The sequence below is a fragment of the Dyella sp. C9 genome, assembly GCF_003332825.1.
Classification (GTDB): Bacteria; Pseudomonadota; Gammaproteobacteria; order Xanthomonadales; family Rhodanobacteraceae; genus Dyella.
In genome coordinates this window covers 72,563-90,473 of sequence record NZ_QIRF01000002.1, presented here as the reverse complement: position 1 = coordinate 90,473, position 17,911 = coordinate 72,563, and the positions used below count along the sequence as shown (strand labels likewise).

General features: G+C 67.4%; 18 protein-coding genes. 9 read left to right on the top strand and 9 right to left on the bottom strand.

Annotated features, from left to right (window positions below; translation table 11 throughout):
- Position 1 precedes the first annotated feature (1 nt).
- The 4 genes from DVU99_RS02795 (at position 2) to DVU99_RS02780 (ending at position 4,329) form a co-directional block, all read left to right on the top strand.
- Positions 2-1,384 (top strand): PAS domain-containing sensor histidine kinase, encoded by a 1,383-nt coding sequence (locus DVU99_RS02795; RefSeq protein ID WP_114238685.1) that lies wholly within the window; start codon positions 2-4, stop codon positions 1,382-1,384.
- Positions 1,385-1,451: 67 nt separating this feature from the next.
- Positions 1,452-2,411: an SPFH domain-containing protein gene (locus tag DVU99_RS02790; protein WP_114238684.1), complete on the top strand. Its 960-nt coding sequence runs from the start codon at positions 1,452-1,454 to the stop codon at positions 2,409-2,411.
- Positions 2,412-2,422: 11 nt separating this feature from the next.
- Positions 2,423-2,875 (top strand): NfeD family protein, encoded by a 453-nt coding sequence (locus DVU99_RS02785; RefSeq protein ID WP_114238683.1) that lies wholly within the window; start codon positions 2,423-2,425, stop codon positions 2,873-2,875.
- Between the two features lie 179 nt (positions 2,876-3,054).
- The gene (locus tag DVU99_RS02780) at positions 3,055-4,329 is read left to right on the top strand and encodes a threonine/serine exporter ThrE family protein (protein ID WP_114238682.1); all 1,275 of its coding nucleotides are present in this window, start codon (positions 3,055-3,057) and stop codon (positions 4,327-4,329) included.
- Between the two features lie 70 nt (positions 4,330-4,399).
- On the opposite strand, the gene DVU99_RS02775 is transcribed toward DVU99_RS02780, so the two are convergent.
- From DVU99_RS02775 to DVU99_RS02765, 3 genes are all read right to left on the bottom strand, one after another.
- Positions 4,400-4,726 carry an H-NS family nucleoid-associated regulatory protein gene (locus DVU99_RS02775; RefSeq protein WP_114238681.1) on the bottom strand — a complete coding sequence of 109 codons (327 nt, stop codon included), beginning with the start codon at positions 4,724-4,726 and terminating at the stop codon, positions 4,400-4,402.
- A 266-nt stretch (positions 4,727-4,992) separates the two neighbouring features.
- Positions 4,993-6,693, bottom strand: a complete 1,701-nt coding sequence (locus DVU99_RS02770) for a proline--tRNA ligase (RefSeq protein ID WP_114238680.1) — start codon at positions 6,691-6,693, stop codon at positions 4,993-4,995.
- A 106-nt stretch (positions 6,694-6,799) separates the two neighbouring features.
- Positions 6,800-7,231: a DUF4124 domain-containing protein gene (locus DVU99_RS02765; protein ID WP_114238679.1), complete on the bottom strand. Its 432-nt coding sequence runs from the start codon at positions 7,229-7,231 to the stop codon at positions 6,800-6,802.
- A 109-nt stretch (positions 7,232-7,340) separates the two neighbouring features.
- Here DVU99_RS02765 and pssA point away from each other — a divergent pair, with 109 nt between their 5' ends.
- Genes pssA through rimI form a run of 3 tightly spaced genes read left to right on the top strand, consistent with a single transcriptional unit; the run spans position 7,341 to position 9,063 of the window.
- Positions 7,341-8,114, top strand: a complete 774-nt coding sequence (gene pssA, locus DVU99_RS02760) for a CDP-diacylglycerol--serine O-phosphatidyltransferase (protein ID WP_114238678.1) — start codon at positions 7,341-7,343, stop codon at positions 8,112-8,114.
- A gap of 2 nt (positions 8,115-8,116) precedes the next feature.
- Positions 8,117-8,587: a hypothetical protein gene (locus DVU99_RS02755; RefSeq protein ID WP_114239033.1), complete on the top strand. Its 471-nt coding sequence runs from the start codon at positions 8,117-8,119 to the stop codon at positions 8,585-8,587.
- 5 nt (positions 8,588-8,592) lie between these two features.
- Positions 8,593-9,063 (top strand): ribosomal protein S18-alanine N-acetyltransferase, encoded by a 471-nt coding sequence (gene rimI, locus DVU99_RS02750; RefSeq protein WP_114238677.1) that lies wholly within the window; start codon positions 8,593-8,595, stop codon positions 9,061-9,063.
- 146 nt (positions 9,064-9,209) lie between these two features.
- Here the strand turns inward: rimI and DVU99_RS02745 are convergent, their stop codons facing one another.
- The 5 genes from DVU99_RS02745 to DVU99_RS02725 all read right to left on the bottom strand — a co-directional run bounded on the left by DVU99_RS02745 (position 9,210) and on the right by DVU99_RS02725 (position 15,733).
- Positions 9,210-12,017, bottom strand: a complete 2,808-nt coding sequence (locus DVU99_RS02745; protein ID WP_114238676.1) for a valine--tRNA ligase — start codon at positions 12,015-12,017, stop codon at positions 9,210-9,212.
- A 578-nt stretch (positions 12,018-12,595) separates the two neighbouring features.
- Positions 12,596-13,663, bottom strand: coding sequence for a uroporphyrinogen decarboxylase (gene hemE / locus DVU99_RS02740; protein ID WP_114238675.1), 1,068 nt, complete (start codon positions 13,661-13,663; stop codon positions 12,596-12,598).
- A gap of 1 nt (position 13,664) precedes the next feature.
- Positions 13,665-13,925 (bottom strand): WGR domain-containing protein, encoded by a 261-nt coding sequence (locus DVU99_RS02735; protein WP_114238674.1) that lies wholly within the window; start codon positions 13,923-13,925, stop codon positions 13,665-13,667.
- 174 nt (positions 13,926-14,099) lie between these two features.
- Complete coding sequence (gene aroB, locus DVU99_RS02730) at positions 14,100-15,197, bottom strand: 3-dehydroquinate synthase (protein WP_114238673.1); 1,098 nt, start codon at positions 15,195-15,197, stop codon at positions 14,100-14,102.
- Positions 15,194-15,733, bottom strand: coding sequence for a shikimate kinase (locus DVU99_RS02725; protein WP_114238672.1), 540 nt, complete (start codon positions 15,731-15,733; stop codon positions 15,194-15,196). Before DVU99_RS02725 ends, aroB begins: the two co-directional genes overlap by 4 nt.
- Positions 15,734-15,791: 58 nt before the next feature.
- On the opposite strand from DVU99_RS02725, the gene DVU99_RS02720 reads away from it, so the two are divergent.
- The gene (locus DVU99_RS02720) at positions 15,792-16,631 is read left to right on the top strand and encodes an NAD-dependent epimerase/dehydratase family protein (RefSeq protein WP_114238671.1); all 840 of its coding nucleotides are present in this window, start codon (positions 15,792-15,794) and stop codon (positions 16,629-16,631) included.
- A gap of 76 nt (positions 16,632-16,707) precedes the next feature.
- Complete coding sequence (locus DVU99_RS02715) at positions 16,708-17,052, top strand: YbjQ family protein (RefSeq protein WP_114238670.1); 345 nt, start codon at positions 16,708-16,710, stop codon at positions 17,050-17,052.
- An 8-nt stretch (positions 17,053-17,060) separates the two neighbouring features.
- Here the strand turns inward: DVU99_RS02715 and DVU99_RS02710 are convergent, their stop codons facing one another.
- A complete protein-coding gene (locus DVU99_RS02710; protein WP_114238669.1) occupies positions 17,061-17,891 on the bottom strand; it encodes a kinase in 831 nt (276 codons plus the stop codon).
- Between the last annotated feature and the right edge of the window lie 20 nt (positions 17,892-17,911).

Below are 17,911 nucleotides of genomic sequence, written 5' to 3'. Positions count from 1 at the left end.
CATGCTGCGTGGCCTGACTTCGCTCGAGGCGCGCATGGTGCTGTTGCTGGGCCTGGCCGGCCTGGCCGGCGCGCTGATCTATGCCGGCGTCACGCAATGGCCGTTGCCGCAGTTGCTGGTATGGATGCGGCACGATCTCAGCCTGGACCTCGGTGCCCCTGCGCACTTCAGTTTCTACGGCGGCCTGCTGATCTCGGTGGCCTTCCTGTTGCCGTTGTCGCTGTGGCTGGGACATCGCGTGATGTCGCCGATCACCAAGCTGCTGCGCGCGCAGGAAGGCGCGGTGGCCAGCTATCGCGACGGGGACTTCAGTTTCTCCATTGCGGCGACCCGCAGCGACGAGCTGGGCCAGTTGATCCGCATGCACAACGCCCTGGGCCAGACCCTGCGCGAACAGCGGCAGAACCTGGCACAGCGCGAGCTGCTGCTCGATACGGTGGTGCAGAACACCCCGGTGGCGCTGGTGCTTACCGATGCCTCGGGCCGCGTCACCTACGCCAACATCGCCGCGCGGCACCTGTTCAACGAAGGCCGCTCGCTGCATGGCCTGGAATTCGCCGAGCTGATCAACGACAGCCCCGAGGCGTTGCGCCGCGCCGTGCAGGGCGGCGAGGACGCGCTGCTCACGGTGGAGATGGATGGCGGCGAGGAAACCTTCCACCTGTCGCAGCGCAGCTTCCGCCTGCAGGGACGGCCGCATCGACTGCAGCTGTTCCGCCGCATGACGCGTGAGCTGTCGCGCCAGGAAGTGGCGACGTGGAAGCGGGTGATACGCGTGATCAGCCACGAGTTGAACAATTCGCTGGCGCCGATCTCCTCACTCGCGCATTCCGGCGCGGAGCTTGCGCGCCGCGGCGATGCCAACCGGTTGCCAGGCGTATTCGCCACCATCGGCGAGCGTGCGCGCCACCTGCACGGCTTCATTGCCGGCTACGCGAGCTTCGCCAAGCTGCCCGCGCCGCAGCCGGTGTCGATCGAGTGGAAGCCGTTCCTCGACAGCCTGTCGCTGCACTGCCAGTTCCAGCTGCGTGGCTCGCTGCCCGAGCAACCTGGCTGGTTCGACGCCGCGCAGATCGAGCAGGTGTTGATCAACCTGGTGAAGAACGCGCACGAATCGGGCAGCGCCGATGACGAGGTGACGCTGTCGTTGGCCGTGATCGGCCGTGACCTGCGTATCGAGGTGGCCGATCATGGCCCGGGCATGAGCGAGACCGTGCTGGCCCAGGCCCTGCTGCCGTTCTATTCCACCAAGCGTTCCGGCACCGGCCTGGGGCTTGCGCTGGCGCGTGAGATCGTCGAGGCCCATGGCGGCCGCATCGGGCTGGCCAACCGCGAGGAAGGCGGCCTGCGCGTGAGCCTGTTGCTGCCGCTGGGGGCGAAATAGGCCGACGCACGCCGGCCGGGACGCTCGCCTATACTCCAGGCAACTTTCATGGATGCAGGGGACGGCAATGGGGCAGCTGTTTGCGTTGGTCGTGGTCGCGGTGGTGGTGATCGTGCTCGCCAAGCTGGTGCGCATCGTGCCGCAGGGCTACGAGTGGACGGTGGAGCGCTTTGGTCGTTACACGCGCACCCTCACGCCGGGCCTGCATTTCCTGGTGCCCTTCATCTACGGCATCGGCCGCAGGATGAACATGATGGAGCAGGTGCTGGACGTGCCCTCGCAGGACGTCATCACCAAGGACAACGCCGTGGTGCGGGTGGATGGCGTGGTGTTCTATCAGGTACTGGACGCCGCCAAGGCCGCCTACGAGGTGGCCAATCTCGAGCAGGCGGCGCTGGCGCTGGTGATGACCAATATCCGCACCGTGCTCGGCTCGATGGACCTGGACGAATCGCTGAGCCAGCGCGACGCCATCAACGCCAAGCTGCTGACCGTGGTGGACGAGGCCACCCATCCGTGGGGCGTCAAGGTCAACCGCATCGAGATCAAGGACATCGCGCCGCCGCGCGACCTGGTCGATTCGATGGCGCGCCAGATGAAGGCCGAGCGCGAAAAGCGCGCCAACATCCTGGAGGCCGAAGGCCAGCGCCAGGCCGCCGTGCTCAAGGCGGACGGTGAAAAGCAGTCGGCGATCCTGCAGGCCGAGGGCAAGAAGGAGGCCGCCTTCCGCGAGGCCGAGGCACGCATCCGCCTCGCCGAGGCCGAGGCGCAGGCGACCAAGATGGTGTCCGAGGCGATCGCCAACGGCAACGTCAACGCGCTGAACTATTTCGTGGCCAACAAGTACGTCGAGGCGCTGAAGGAAATGGCCCACTCGCCCAACCAGAAGATGGTGCTGCTGCCAATGGAGGCCACCGGCATCCTGGGCTCGCTGTCGGGTATCGCCGAGCTCGCCAAGGAATCGTTCGCCCAGCAACAGGGGCCGTCCGGCAACACCGGTCGCCGCGTACCGCCGCCGGTCGGTTGAGCGGAGGCGCCATGGAAGCCTTTGCGCTGCACTACTGGTGGTGGATCCTCGCCCTGGTACTGATCGCCATCGAGGTGATCCTGCCCGGCTACTTTATGCTCTGGATCGGCATCGCCGCCGGCCTCACCGGGCTGGTGGTGCTGGTCGCCCCAGGTCTTTCGCTGCTCGCGCAGGCGCTGGTGTTCGCTGCACTGGCCTTTCTGTCCTGCGCCGCCTACTGGTACGGCCTGCGCCCGCGCCTGATGCGCAACGAACCGGGCGACGCCACGCTCAATCGTCGCGGCGAACAGAAGATCGGGCAACGCTATGTACTGGCCGAGCCCATCATCAACGGCCGCGGCAAGGCCAAGGTCGGCGACAGCCTGTGGCTGGTGCGCGGGCCCGACCTGCCGGTGGGGAGCATGGTGGAGGTGGTTGGCGTGGATGGCACGACCCTGCTGGTGAAGGCGGTGGTGCCGGGCTGACGGCCCGGCGTGTAGCGCCGCCCCTGTAGGAGCGCACCGGGCACGAGGGTTCAGCAAATACCGGAGCCTTCCTCGCTACCCCTGCCATCAGCCATCCAAATCAGTTCTACTAGTGGCCATACAGACGGCCACTTCGTTTTTCCCGCCATGAACCCGATTTCCCCGTGAGCGCGTATGCGATGAATCACCCCGTGGTCCTCACGCCACTGGCGGCGGCACCGCTCAACACGCGCATCGCCTTCCTGCTTGAGCTTGCCCGTCGCCTGCACCAGTACGGCACGGCGGCGCCGCGCCTGGAGGGAGCGATCGCGGGTTCTGCGCAACGCCTGGGCCTGCAGGCGGACGTGTGGTCCAGCCCCACGGCCATCATCATTTCGTTTACCGACCTCACCCAGGGCGAGGACGAGGTGGCGCAAGTCACCCAGGTGATGCGCCTGGCGCCGGGCGACGTGAATCTGGCGAGGTTGAGCGAGGCCGATGCCATCGCGGACAAGGTGATTGCCGGCGACATCGAGTTGCGCGAAGGCTTTCGCCTGCTGCGCGAACTGGGACGACCGGATACGCGCCGGGCGCAGGCCGGGGTGATCGGCAGCTACGGGCTGGCCGCGGCCAGCGTGGTGGCGCTGCTGTTGCACAGTTCCTGGGCCGACCTGATCACGGCGGCGCTGATCGGCCTGATCATCGGCACCATCACCGTGCTGTCGGCCACGCGGCCGCGCCTGGCGGTGGCCAGTGAGGCGATCAGCGCGCTGGTGGCCACCATCATCGCCATCGTGGTCAGCCAGTTCGTGGTGCCGCTGGCGATCAAGTCGGTGATCCTGGCCGGGCTGATCGTGCTGATGCCTGGCATGGCGTTGACCACGGCGGTGCGCGAGATCTCCAGCCAGCATCTGGTGGCCGGGGTGGCGCGCATGGGCGGGGCGATCGCCACCCTGATCAAGTTGACCTTCGGCGCGGTGGCGGCCACCCAGCTGTGCAACGCGCTGGGCATCGAGGGGCGCGACTACGCGCTGCCGCCGCTGCCGCAATGGACCGATTATCCGGCGCTGCTGGTGGGTGCCTTTGCCTTCGCCGTGTCATTCCGCGCGGCACGCCGCGACTGGCTGGTGGTGATGGCGGCGGTGGTGCTGGGCTACCTGGCCACGCGCTGGGGCGGCGCGCTCGCCGGCAAGTTGCCGGCGGCGCCGTTCGGTGTGTTCCTGGGTGGCCTGGTGCTGGGCAGCCTGGCCAATGTGTACGCGCGCTTCGTGCATCGACCGGGAGCGATCATCCGCGAACCGGGCATCATCCTGTTGGTGCCCGGCAGCGTAGGCTTCCGCAGCGTGTCCTATCTGCTGGAACGGGACACTACCCTGGGCATGGATACCATGCTGCTGCTGATCACCCTGTTGATCGCGCTGGTGGCCGGCCTGTTGTTTGGCGACCTGCTGGTGGCGCCGCGTCGCTCGCTGTAAATACCCGCAATTGAAAACAAAAAACGCCGGCCAGGGGCCGGCGTTTTTCAGGGTGATAATGGCCGGGCGATCAGATCGCCAGGTCTTTTTCCTTCTTGCCTGCCTTGAGCGCATCGTTGAACCAGCGCGGGCGCTTGCCGCGACCGGACCAGGTCTGTTCCGGGTCGGCCGGATTGCGGTATTTCGGGGCCACGGTGCCACCGCTGCGGCGGGTCTTGCCGGCCCGGCCATGCCCGAAAATATCCTCGAACGTATATCCCTCGGCCTTGATCAGCGCGTGGATCTTTTCACGCAGCTTGCCGACTTTTTCCTTGCGCAGTTCGCCCTGGCGCTGCTGAGCCTTGTTGATCAGGTCGTTGAGCTGGTTGTGATTGAGGTTCTTGATATCGACTGCCATGAGCAACTCCGGGGGTGAGCATTGGCTAATGGACGGATATGGCAGATGGGCCATGCGTCCAGAGGGATCATTCGATTCTTACCGATATAAACGCGTAATGCAAAGCGTAATGTCGATTTCCATCCATCCTAAATGGCATTAATGGCAGAACGATTATCCCCGGCCATTTTCGGAAATCGTTTCATTTGAAAAGTTCCCGGCCTGGCCATTGCAAAAGAAAACGGCCGCTTGCGCGGCCGTTTCGGGGTTGTTGGCGAGGGGAGCGATCAGCCCAGCAGGGCGAATAGCTCGTCCTGGCTGATGGCGCGGGCCTCCGCCTCGTGCCGGGCACGGTATTCCAGCGTGCCGGCGGCGAGCCCACGTTCGCTGACCACCACGCGGTGCGGGATGCCGATCAGCTCCATGTCGGCAAACATGGCGCCCGGGCGCAGGCCGCGGTCATCCAGCGCGACGTCGATGCCGCGCTGCTGCAGTTCGCGGTAGAGCTTGTCGGCGGCCTGGGCGATTTCCGGCGAGTTCTTCGGGTTGATCACGCAGACCACCACGCGCCAAGGCGCCATCGGCTCCGGCCAGATGATGCCGGCGTCATCGTGGCGCTGCTCGATGGCGGCGGCCACGATGCGGCTGACGCCGACGCCGTAGCAGCCCATCAGCATCACCTGGGCCTTGCCGTTCTCGTCCAGCACGGTGGCCTTGAGCGCCTCGGCATACTTGGGGCCGAGCTGGAACACGTGGCCTACCTCGATGCCGCGCGCGATCTGCAGGGTGCCCTTGCCGTCCGGCGAGGGATCGCCGGCGACTACCTTGCGGATGTCCTCCACGCGGGCGACGCGGGCATCGCGCTCCCAGTTGGCGCCGGTGTAATGGGTGCCGTCCTGGTTGCCGCCGCAGACGAAGTCGGCCAGCACGGCCGCGCTGCGGTCGACGATCACCGGGATCTCCGCCGGCAGGCCCACCGGGCCGATGAAGCCGGGGCGCGTACCGGTGACGGCGAGGATCTCTTCCTCGCTGGCCAGCACGGACTCGCCGCCCGGCAGCTCGGCCAGCTTGCCGGCCTTCACTTCGTTGACCTCGTGGTCACCGCGCACGCACAGCGCCACCAGGCCCTCGGTGCCGCGCACGATGATGGTCTTGATGCACTGCTCGGGGCTGACCTTGAGGAAGGCCGCAACGTCCTCGATGGTCTTCTGCGTGGGCGTGTCCACGCGCTTGAGCTCGGCCGACGGGGCAGGGCGTGCGGTGGTCGGTGCCAGTGCTTCGGCCTTCTCGATGTTGGCCGCATAGTCCGAGCCGTCGGAGAAGATCAGCGCGTCCTCGCCCGAATCGGCCAGCACCTGGAATTCGTGGCTGGCGTTGCCGCCGATGGCGCCGGTGTCGGCCTGCACCGCGCGGAACTTCAGGCCCAGGCGGGTGAAGATGCTGGAGTACGCGCCGTACATGGCGTCATAGGTCTGCTGCAGCGATTCCTGGCTGAGATGAAAGGAATAGGCATCCTTCATCAGGAACTCGCGCGCGCGCATCACGCCGAAGCGCGGGCGGATCTCGTCGCGGAACTTGGTCTGGATCTGGTAGAAGTTCACCGGCAGCTGCTTGTAGCTCTTGAGCTCGTTGCGCGCGTAGTCGGTGATCACTTCCTCGGCGGTGGGCGCGTAGCAGAACTCCTGCTCCTTGCGATCCTTGATCTTCAGCAGCTGCGGGCCGAACTTCGCCCAGCGGCCGCTTTCCTCCCACAGTTCCTTGGGCTGGATGGTCGGCATCAGCAGTTCGATGGCGCCGGCGCGGTCCATTTCCTCGCGCACGACGTTTTCCACCTTGCGCAGCACGCGCAGGCCCAGCGGCGACCAGGTGTACAGGCCGGCAGCAAGCTTGCGGATCATGCCGGCGCGCAGCATCAGCTGATGGCTGGCGATTTCGGCGTCGGCGGGAACTTCCTTGACGGTGGCCAGGTGGAATTGGCTGAGGCGCATGGGTGACGGATCCGGCGGGTGAAAGACGTCGATTATAGCGATCCGCAGCGCCGGGTCCGCAGCACGGCCCGCCGGATGTGCGGCAGGCCGTTGCATGCCCGGGGACTTAGCCGCCCGGGCAGAACTGCTTGACCTGGCCTTCGGCGGCAGCCTGCTGCTGCTGGCGCTGGTCGGCGGTCAACACCTTCTGCTGGCCGTCCTGCTCCATCACCACCGGGCCGGAGCCCTTGAGCGTGTCGATATTGCTCTTCAGGCTGGCGCAGTACTTGGCCCGGTTCTCGGGTGTATCGGCCATGGGCTGGGCCGGCTGGCTGGGCTTGGCGGCGCTGCTGTCGCTGCTGTCGCCCGAGCTGCTGGGGGCGGGCGCGGCCAGCGGTTCCACCGTGCCGGTAGTGGTCACCTTGTTGTACTTGGTGCCCTGCGGCGGCGGCGAATCGGAGTAGTGCACCGTGCCATTGGCATCGGTCCACTTGTAGGTCTGGGCGGCGACCAGGGGCGCGGCAAGCAGCAGCGCGGTGGCAATCAGCAAGCGGCGCATCGGGCATTCTCCGGGGCGTGAGACAGGGTGCGCATTTGTTAACACCCCGCCCGGCCGGACTCAAGCAGGGGATGGTTTACACTGCGCGTATTCCGTCACGGATTGATTCATGACCGACAGTACTCCCGTCCGCCCGCCGCGCCATCGGGGCATTTACCTGCTGCCCAACCTGGTCACGACCGGCGCGATGTTCGCCGGGTTCTACGCCATCGTGGTGAGCATCGGCGGCGACTACAGCTCGGCGGCGATCGCGGTTTTCGTGGCTGCCCTGCTGGACGGCATGGACGGTCGCGTGGCCCGGCTCACCGGTACCCAGAGCGAATTTGGTGTGCAGTACGACTCGCTGTCCGACCTGGTCAGTTTCGGCCTGGCGCCCTCGCTGGTGATGTACACCTGGTCGCTGTCCACCCTTAAGGACTATGGTCCCACCTGGGGCAAGATCGGTTGGGCCGCCGCCTTCATCTACGCCGCATGCGCCGCCCTGCGCCTGGCGCGCTTCAACACCCAGGTCGGGGTGATCGACAAGCGCTACTTCCAGGGGCTGGCCAGCCCGGCCGCGGCCGCGGTGTGCATGTCCTTCGTATGGAGCATGGACAAGTTCGGCATCATCGGCGAAGAGGTCTGCTTCATCACGCCGGTGATGGCCGTGGTGGTGGGCCTGCTGATGGTCAGCCGCTTCCGCTACTACAGCTTCAAGTCGCTGCCGATGAGCGAGGGGCGCGTGCCGTTCCTGTGGATCATCGTCGCCGTGCTGGTGCTGGTGCCGTTCTTCATCGACCCGCCGCGCGTACTGTTCGTGGTGTTCACCCTTTACCTGCTGTCGGGCCCGGTGATGACCCTGTGGGGGCGCGCCACCCGCCGCCGCCGCCGGAGCGTGGCCTGACCATGGCCGCCCTGGCGCATCGTGACCGCGTGCTGCGCGCCCTGGGGGTGGTCCCCTGGGTACGCCGTGACGCCGCGCCTGCTGCAGTCGCGGTGGACGAACTCGTGGCGGCAGCGCCGGCCGGCATGTCGGCCGGGGATTGCGTGGTGCTGATTCCCGCCGGCTGCTCGCCGCGCGAGCTGGACCTGCTGGGGCGGGCGCTGCTCACCAGTGGGCCTGCCGTGGCCCGTGCGCCGCGCATCGAGGTGGCCGGCGGACAGCTGCCCTCTGCGCCGCTGGCGCGGGCCTATCTGGTGTTCGGAGAGGCGCAGGCGCATGCGCTGGGACGTGAGCTGCCCGCATCGGCGCTCGCCCAGGCACACATCGTGCTGGCCGACGAGCCGGCCAGCGTGCTGGCGTCGGGTGCCAGCAAGCGTCGCCTGTGGAATGCGCTGCGCAGCCTGCGCCGCGCCCTGGCCCAAGTGCAGGAGTAGCCGGCATGGTGGCCGTCGCCCGACCTCACGCCGAGATCCGCGCGATGCGTCGGGACGACGTGCCGCTGGTCGCCCAGATGGAAGCGGCGTCCTATGAATTTCCGTGGACGGCGGGCATCTTCAGCGACTGCCTGAAGGCCGGCCATCCCTCCTGGGTGATGTGGGTCGAGGGTGAAATGGCCGGTTACGGCGTGCTCTCGGTGGCGGCCGGCGAGGCGCACGTGCTCAACGTCTGCATCGGGCCGGCCCATCGCGGCCTAGGCCTGGGGCGCCTGCTGATGCGTCGCCTGCTCGACATCGCGCGCTGGAACGGCGCCGGCCGCGTGTTCCTGGAAGTACGCCCGTCCAATCCGGTGGCACAGAGCCTCTATCGCTCGATGGGTTTCGAGGAGATTGGCCGCCGGCCGAAGTACTACCCGGCCCGCGAAGGGCGCGAGGACGCCATCGTGATGGCGAAGGACCTGCTGCCGTCCTAGCGTTGCTTTCGGCTCCTTCACCGGCGGGGATGAGGAGCGAGTGCTCGCAGAAGAGCGTGATCGGAGCCCGCTTGGAAACAGCATTGCCGCAAGATTGACCCCTCACCCCAACCCTCTCCCCGGAGGGGAGAGGGAGGCAGTGCGGGTTATCCCAGCTTCTGCGCCTGCTCGCGCAGCGCGTTGGCCTGCGTGGTCCAGTCGGTGATGCGCTGGCGTTCCTGTGCGACCACTTCCGCTGGTGCATTGGCCACGAAGTTGGCGTTGCCCAGCTTGCCTTCGCACTTCTTGATCTCGCCCTCGATGCGGGCGATTTCCTTGGAGAGACGAGCCTTTTCCGCACCCAGGTCGATCAGGCCGGCGAGCGGGATCAGCACGCGCAGCGAACCCACCACCGCGGCGGCGGCGGCCGGTTCGTCCGCGCCCGATTCGATCCACTGCGGGGCTTCCACGCGGGCGAGGAAGCTGATCTGTGCGGCGAACTTGGCGGCGCGCGCGCGATCCGTCGCGTCGCCGTCGGCGAGCAGCAGCGGGATGGTCTTGCCCGGCGCGATGTTCATTTCCGCGCGGATGCGGCGGATGCCGCTCAGCACGTTCTTGAACCACTCGATCTCGGCGGTGGCGGCGTCGTCGGCGACGATGTCGTCGGCCTTCGGCCAGGGGCGCTCCAGCAGGAACTTCGCATCGAGGCCGAGCTTCGGTGCCACCGAATGCCAGATCTCCTCGCTGATGAACGGCACGATCGGATGCAGTGCGCGCAGGATGGTTTCCAGCACCACCACCAACGTGTGGCGCGTGGAAGCCGCGGCGGCAGCATCGTCGCCGTTCAAGGCGGGCTTGGACAGCTCCAGGAACCAGTCGCAGAACTCGTTCCAGGTGAACTCATAGAGTTCCTGGGCGAGCAGGTCGAAGCGGTAGCTGGCGAAGTGCTGTTCGACGTCGTTGAGCGTCTGCTTCAGGCGCGTGAGGATCCAGCGCTCGGCTTCCGTCACCGGGCCGTTGGCCGGCGCGGCAAGCTCGCCTTCCGGCAGGTTCATCAGCACGAAGCGCGCCGCGTTCCACAGCTTGTTGCAGAACGCCTTGTAGCCTTCGGCGCGCTTGATGTCGAAATTGATGGTGCGGCTGTAGCTGGCCAGCGCGGCGAAGGTGAAGCGCAGCGCGTCGGTGCCGATGGCCGGGATGCCGGTTGGGTAGTCCTTGCGGATGCGCTTTTCGACCTTCTCGCGCACCTGCGGGATCAGCAGCGACTTGGTGGACTTGGCCACCAGCGGCTCCAGCTCGATGCCGTCGATCAGGTCGAGCGGGTCCAGCGTGTTGCCCTTGGACTTGGACATCTTCTGGCCTTCCGCATCACGCACGATGGCGTTGATGTAGACATGGCGGAACGGCACGCGACCGGTGAAGTACTTGGTCGCCATCACCATGCGGGCGACCCAGAAGAAGATGATGTCGAAGCCGGTGACCAGCACGGCGCTGGGCAGGAAGATCTGGTCGTTCTCCCAGTTGGCCACCACGTTGCCGTGCTCGTCCTTCACCGGGCCGTCCATCGGCCAGCCGAGGGTGGAGAACGGCCACAGCGCGGAGCTGAACCAGGTGTCGAGCACGTCCTCGTCCTGGCGCAGCGCGCCGACCGGCGGCACGCTGGCGTGCGCACGCGCGTCGGCTTCGTCTTCGCCGACGAAGATGTTGCCGGCTTCGTCGTAGAACGCCGGAATGCGATGGCCCCACCACAGCTGGCGGCTGATGCACCAGTCCTGGATGTTGTCCAGCCACTGCGTGTAGGTCGTGCTCCAGTTCTCGGGCACGAACTTGATCTCGCCGCCGCGCACGGCCTCGAGCGCCGGCTCGGTGATTTCCTTGCGGCCCTTCTCGCTGGTCAGGTCGAGGAACCACTGGTCGGTGAGCATCGGCTCGATCACCGCGTCCGAACGCTGGCTCACCGGCACCTGCAGCTTGTGCGGCTTGGTCTCCACCAGCAGGCCTTCGGCCTCCAGGTCCGCCAGCACGGCCTTGCGCGCCTCGTAGCGGTCCATGCCGCGGTACTTCTCCGGCGCGTTCTCGTTGACCTTGGCGTCGAGCGTGAAGATGTTGATCGGTGCCAGGTTGTGGCGCTGGCCGATGGCGTAGTCGTTGAAGTCGTGCGCCGGAGTGATCTTCACGAAGCCGGTGCCGAATTCACGATCGACGTAATCGTCGGCGATCACCGGAATCTCGCGGCCCGACAGCGGCAGGCGCAGCTTCTGGCCGATCAGGCGCGCATGGCGCTCGTCTTCCGGATGCACGGCCACGGCGACGTCGCCCAGCATGGTTTCCGGACGCGTGGTGGCCACCACGACGCTGTCCTTGCCATCGACGGTGAAATAGCGGATCGACCACAGGTGGCCGTCGCGCTCGACGTTGTTCACTTCAAGGTCGGAGACCGCCGTGCCCAGCGCCGGGTCCCAGTTCACCAGGCGGTTGCCGCGGTAGATCAGGCCCGCGCGGTACCAGTCGACGAACACCTTGCGCACCGCGGCCGACAGGCCCGGATCCATGGTGAAGCGCTCGCGCGACCAGTCGGCGGCGACGCCCAGCCGGCGCATCTGGTTGGTGATGGTGGAGCCCGATTCTTCCTTCCACTGCCAAACGCGCTCGATGAAGGCTTCGCGGCCCAGGTCGTGGCGGGTCTTGTTCTCCACCGCGAGCTGGTTCTCCACGATCTTCTGCGTGGCGATGCCGGCGTGGTCGGTGCCCACCTGCCACAGCGTGTTCATGCCGCGCATGCGCTGGTAGCGGATCAGCATGTCCATCACGGTCTGCTGGAACGCATGGCCCATGTGCAGGGTGCCGGTGACGTTCGGCGGCGGCAGCAGGATGCAGTACGGCTCGCCATGGCCGGTCGGCTTGAAGTCGCCGCTGGCTTCCCAGGCGGCATACCACTTCGATTCGATCTGGCCGGGCTCGAAACTCTTTTCCATCAGGGGCTCGCGATTGCGCGCCGGGGCTGGCGCGTGGGGATTGACGGTAAAGGGTCGATTGTACGGGTGGGGGCGCTGGGGTGCCATTTTTGGCTGCCCGCCGGGCTTACGCCTCCGCCTTTGCTCCCTCTCCCCTCCGGGGAGAGGGTTGGGGTGAGGGGCGGGTGCTCGCCCCAACATTTCATTCTTTAGCCGTCACCCCGGCACAGGCCGGGGTCCAGAGCCTCGATATTTGGTTGTCGCGCTACAGCGACCTGGCCGCCTACGCGGCGGGCGTTCCGACCTCCTGCCGGAGGCCGGGTCACTTTCTCTTGCTTGCCCAAGAGAAAGTAACCAAAGAGAAGGGCACCCCCATCGCGGCGCTGTCCGGCTACGCCGGCCAGTCCGTGAGGGTCGGCCGGGCTTTTCGACGGGGCTCCTGCCCCGACGAAAAGTGCCGGGCGTCCTGCCCGGCACCCCTGCGGGGCCTGATCGTCCGCCCCTCACCGCCGCTCAAGGGGGCATGAAGGTCAAAAGCTCAAAGCACTGAAGGCTCGTGCAGCTTCGCTGCACATCGCTTCTGGAGGAGCCGGCGCGGCTCAGCCCCGCAACTGCCGCCCATACGAGTGAACCTCATCCACCAGCACCTTCACGTGCTCCGGATTCACCTCCGGGGTGATCCCGTGGCCTAGGTTGAACACGTGGCCGGGGTGGTTGCCGTAGCTGTCCAGCACGCGGCGCACCTCGCGGCGGATCACCTCGGGACTGGCCAGCAGGACCGACGGGTCCAGGTTGCCCTGCAGGGCGGCACGGCCGGCCACCGCCTGGCGGGCGTCGGCCAGGTCGATGGTCCAGTCCACGCCCAGGCCCGCGCAGCCGGTGTCGGCCATGGCGGACAGGTGCTGGCCGGCCCCCTTGGAGAACAGGATCACCGGCAGCTCGCGGCTGGCCGGATGGGCTTTCAGGGCATCCACCACCTGGGCCATGGTGCGCAAGGAGAACTCGCGGAACGAGGCCGGTCCGAGCAGGCCGCCCCAGGTGTCGAACACCATCAACGCCTGCGCGCCGGCTTCGGCCTGGGCGATCAGGTAGGCCGCCACCGCACGGGCCAGGGTATCGAGCAGGCGGTGTGCGAGCTCCGGCTCGTTCCAGCACATGGCCTTGAGATGGCCGAAATCGCGCGAACCGTGGCCTTCCACCATGTAGCAGGCCAGCGTCCACGGGCTGCCGGAGAAGCCGATCAGGGGAACCCGGCCGTGCAGCTCGCGGCGGATCAGGCGCACCGCGTCCATCACATAGCGCAGCTCGCCCTCCATGTCGGGCACGCCCAGGCGCAGCACGTCGGCCTTGCTGCGCACCGGATGGGCGAACTGCGGGCCCTCGCCCTGGGCAAAACTCAGGCCCAGGCCCATCGCATCGGGGATGGTGAGGATGTCGGAGAACAGGATGGCCGCGTCCAGCTCGAAGCGTTCGAGCGGCTGCAGGGTGACCTCGCAGGCCAGTTCCGGGTTCTGCGCCAGGGCCATGAAGCTGCCGGCGCGGGCGCGGGTGGCGCGGTACTCGGGCAGGTAGCGACCGGCCTGGCGCATGACCCAGACGGGCGTGGTATCGGTAGCCTCGCGGCGCAAGGCACGCAGGAAGCGGTCGTTCTTCAGGGTATCGCTCATGTCAGGATCCGTAAGGGCCATCCACGCCCTGGCTGAACATCACGCGGAAGCCGCGCTTGATCTGCGCGTCGCGTGCTTTTTCGAAGGCGGCGAGCGCATCGTCGCGCTCGAGGAACTGCTCGCGCTTCAAGGTGGCCTTGCCACCCTGCACGCCTGTCTCGCGGTACAGCGTCCAGCCGCCCAGCAGATCCTGCTCCAGCGCGATCTGGACATAACGCGGCGCCTCGGCAGTAGCGGTGATGGCTTGCAGGTAGAGGCGCATGCAGGTCGGATTCGGAAAACGGCAGCAGGCCGAGAAGCCCGCATTCTAGAAGGCTTGGCACGCAGGAGCGAGCGCGACGATCCGCCGCGCCCGGCACTGTGCCTTCTGTAGAAGCGCACCCTGTGCGCGACAAACCTGCGTGGCGGTCACGCACAGGGGCGCTCCTGCAAGGCGTCAGCGGGTAGCCGCTTCCAGCACCGCCAACACCTGGGCTTCATCCACGCCGCCCACGATCTCGGCGCGGCCAATGCCGCGCCACAGGATCAGTCGCAGCGTGCCAGCCAGGTTCTTCTTGTCCAGCCGCATCAGCGCCAGCAACTGCTCGGGCTGCATGCCCTGCGGAATGGCGGTTGGCAAGCCCACCGTCTCCAGCAGGCGATGTAGGCGGGTGGTGTCGGCCGGCTCGCTCATGCCCAGTCGCTCGGACAGCTTGGCGGCCAGCAGCATGCCCACCGCGACGCCTTCACCGTGCAGCAGCACCTGGTACTTGCCGGCGGTTTCCAGCGCGTGGCCGAAGGTATGGCCGAGGTTGAGCAGGGCACGTTCGCCCTGTTCGGTTTCGTCGCGCGCCACCACGCCGGCCTTGTAGACCACCTTGCGTGCGATGGCCTCGATCAGCGGCGCGACATCGCGTGCCTTCAGCGCGTCGGCATGCTGTTCCAGCCAGGCGAAGAAGGCGGGGTCGCCGATCGCCGCGCCCTTGATCACTTCGGCCAGTCCCGCGCGGTATTCGCGCTCGGGCAGGCTGGCCAGGGTGTCGATGTCGGCCACCACCGCGCGTGGCTGGTGGAAGGCACCGACCAGGTTCTTGCCGGCGGGCAGGTTCACCCCGGTCTTGCCGCCGACGGAGGAGTCCACCATCGACAACAGCGTGGTTGGCATCTGGATGAAGTCGATGCCGCGCATCCAGCAGGCCGCGCTGAAGCCGGCCAGGTCGCCCACCACGCCGCCGCCCAGCGCCACCACGCAGGCGTCGCGGGTGGCGCTCAGCTGGGCCAGGGCTTCCAGCGCACGGCCGACGTTGGCGAAGGTCTTGTGCGCCTCGCCGTCGTCCAGCAGGAACGAGGACCAGTGCAGGCCTTCCAGCCCCGCCGCCACGCGATCCAGGTACAGCGGCGCCACCGTGGTGTTGCTGATCACCAGCGCATGGCGACCGCGCAGCATGGCGCGCCAGCGCGCGTGGTCGGCGAGCAGGCCCGGGCCGATCCATACCGGATAGCTGCGGGTGCCGAGGGCAACATCGATGGTGCGTAGCTGGGATTCAGTGGTCATGCGGCGTGCTGGCGCTGCCAGTGCAGGTCGATCAAAAGAATGCTGCGAGCACTGGCAGCAGGGACGTGTTCGTGGGCGCCGGGAATCACCAGGTCGGCGATCTCCTGATAGAACGGCGTGCGTGCCTGCGTCATGGAGGCGAGGCGCTCGGCGCGATCTGCGCCGGCGAGCAGAGGGCGCTGGCGGTCGTTGGCCAGTCGCTCGAGCTGCTGTTCCACCGTGGCCTGCAGCCACAGCACGTAGCCGCGCTCGGCCAGCACGCGCCGGTTGGCCGGGTCGAGCACGGCGCCGGCGCCGGTGGCCAGCACCACGCCGCTGCGGCGGCTGCATTCGTCGAGCAACTGGGTTTCGCGCTGGCGAAAGCCGGCTTCGCCCTCGATCTCGAATACGGTGGTCACCGGCACACCGCACACCCGCTCGATCTCCTGGTCGAGATCGACGAAGCTCAGCCCATAATGCTCGGCGAGCCGACGTCCGACGGACGTCTTACCGGCGCCGGTGGGGCCGACGATGAACAGGTTGCACGATGGATTCATGGGTGAATGCTAGCAGGCGGGCCTGTCCCGCGCGGCGCCGCACGACGGAAACCGGGGCATGAGCCGCCGTGTATTGATCGCCGGTTGCGGCGATGTCGGCCGCCGCGTGGCGCAGCGGTTGCTGGCCCAGGGCGACGAGGTGTGGGCGTTGCGGCGCAGCCCCGGTGTCGATGACGGCAGCGGCATTCGCTGGCTGCGTGGCGACCTGGGTGATCCGTCCAGCCTGGACGCGCTGCCCGACCGGCTGGACCATCTGGTCTACCTGCCTGCGCCCGACGCTCGGGATGAGGCGGCCTATCGCAGCGTGTTCGTCGATGGCCCGCGCCACCTGCTGGCCGCGCTGGAGGCGGCATCGTTGCGACGCGTTCTGCTGGTGTCATCCAGTGCCGTATACGGCGAGCATGGCGATGCCTGGGTGGATGAGTGCACCGCGCCCGACCCGCCGGGCTTCAACGGCCGCATCTTGCTGGAGGCCGAGCAGTGGCTCGCCCGGCAGCCGGTGCCCTTGACCGTGCTGCGCCTCGCCGGCCTGTATGGCCCCGGGCGGCTGCAACTGCTCGAACGGCTGCGCACGGGGCAGGCAAGGGTGCCGCGGAAGGGGCCGCACTGGGCCAACCGCATCCATGTCGATGACGCCGCGGCCGCCATCGTGCACTTGCTGGGGCTGGATGAACCCCTGTCTCTGTGCCTGGGCGTGGACAACACGCCGCTACCGCTGGACGTGCTGTATGACGAGCTGGCCCGCCTGCTCGGGGTGCCGCCACCGGCCGATGGCGCGGCCCCGCCAGGGGTGGGCAGCAAGCGGCTGAGCAATGCGCGGTTGCGCGCCAGTGGTTTCGTTCCGCGCTGGCCGGACGCGCGCGAGGGCTATGCCGCCTTGCTGGCGGGAGCAGGGTGAGGAACGGCACTGGATCGCTTGCTGCGGGGAGATGACGATCTGCATCCAAGCAGTCTTCATGCCTCGGAGTTCTGTCATGCCCGCCAATCTTCCGCTTCACATGGTCAGCACCAGCCACGAGCTGCCCGGTTACCGCATTGTGCGGCCCATGGGCATCGTGCGCGGCATCACGGTGCGTTCACGCAGCGTGGTCGGCAACCTGGGCGCTGCCCTGCAGACCCTGGTGGGTGGCAACATCACCATCTACACCGAGCTGTGCGAGCACGCGCGCGAAGAGGCGTTCGAACTGATGCTGCGCCACGCCGCGGAGCGTGGCGCCAATGCGGTGATCGCCATGCGTTACGACGCCAACGACGTGGCCGAAGGCGTCACCGAGGTGCTGGCCTACGGCACGGCCGTGGTGGTCGAGCCCAACGCCTGAGCCTTCGCTCAGCTGTGATTGAGGGCGATCACGTGGCGCTGGTCGTTGTATTCGACCGTGGTGTCGGCCTGCTCGGGCAGGCTGGCCAGCGCGTGCCGGCTCAGGCGCTCGAAGTGCGCCAGGAAGCGCACCATGGTGTCGGCATCCATGGCCAGCGGGGCATGGCGTGCGAGGAGTTCTTCCTCCTGCTCGCTGCGCCACTTGCGCACCACCTCCCAGTTGGGCGCCTGCAGCACGATCAGCGCGTCGAGCTTGCGCCATAGCGGCTGGTAGCCGCGCAGCTGCTTGTTGACCCAGTGGCGCCAGGTGCCTTCAGGATCCTCCTCGCGCTCCAGGTCGTTGACCGGCTCGTCCAGCGCGGCCAGGGTCTGGGGGCGCACGCCCAGTGCCCAGCCCTCCAGGATCACCAGCTTCGGCGGCCGGGTGACCTTGGGCCACTTGGAAGGCGCCATGCGGGTGTCACGACCCTTGTCGAAGCGCGGGTAGCTGACCGGCAGTTTGTCGGACGCCTGCGGCAACGCAGCCAGCACCGACATCAGCAGTTCGATCTCGTGCGTACCGGGCACCCCGCGGGTACGTAGCAGGGGATGGATCTGCTGGGCCAGCACCTCGCGCTCGCTGCGCGAGTAATAAAAGTCATCCAGGGCAAGCACTTCGGTGGGCCAGCCACGGCTTTCGGCCTGGGTCTTCATCTCCCTGGCCAGGGTGCTCTTGCCGCTGCCCTGCAGGCCGGACAGGCCCAGCAGGTAAGGGCGCCGGGAGCGCGCAATGCGCCCCGCGAACTGGTCGAGCAGGTGCCCGGCCAGGGTCGAATTCTGCGTGCTAGCATCTGGAGACATTTCGCCATGATGGCGCGCGG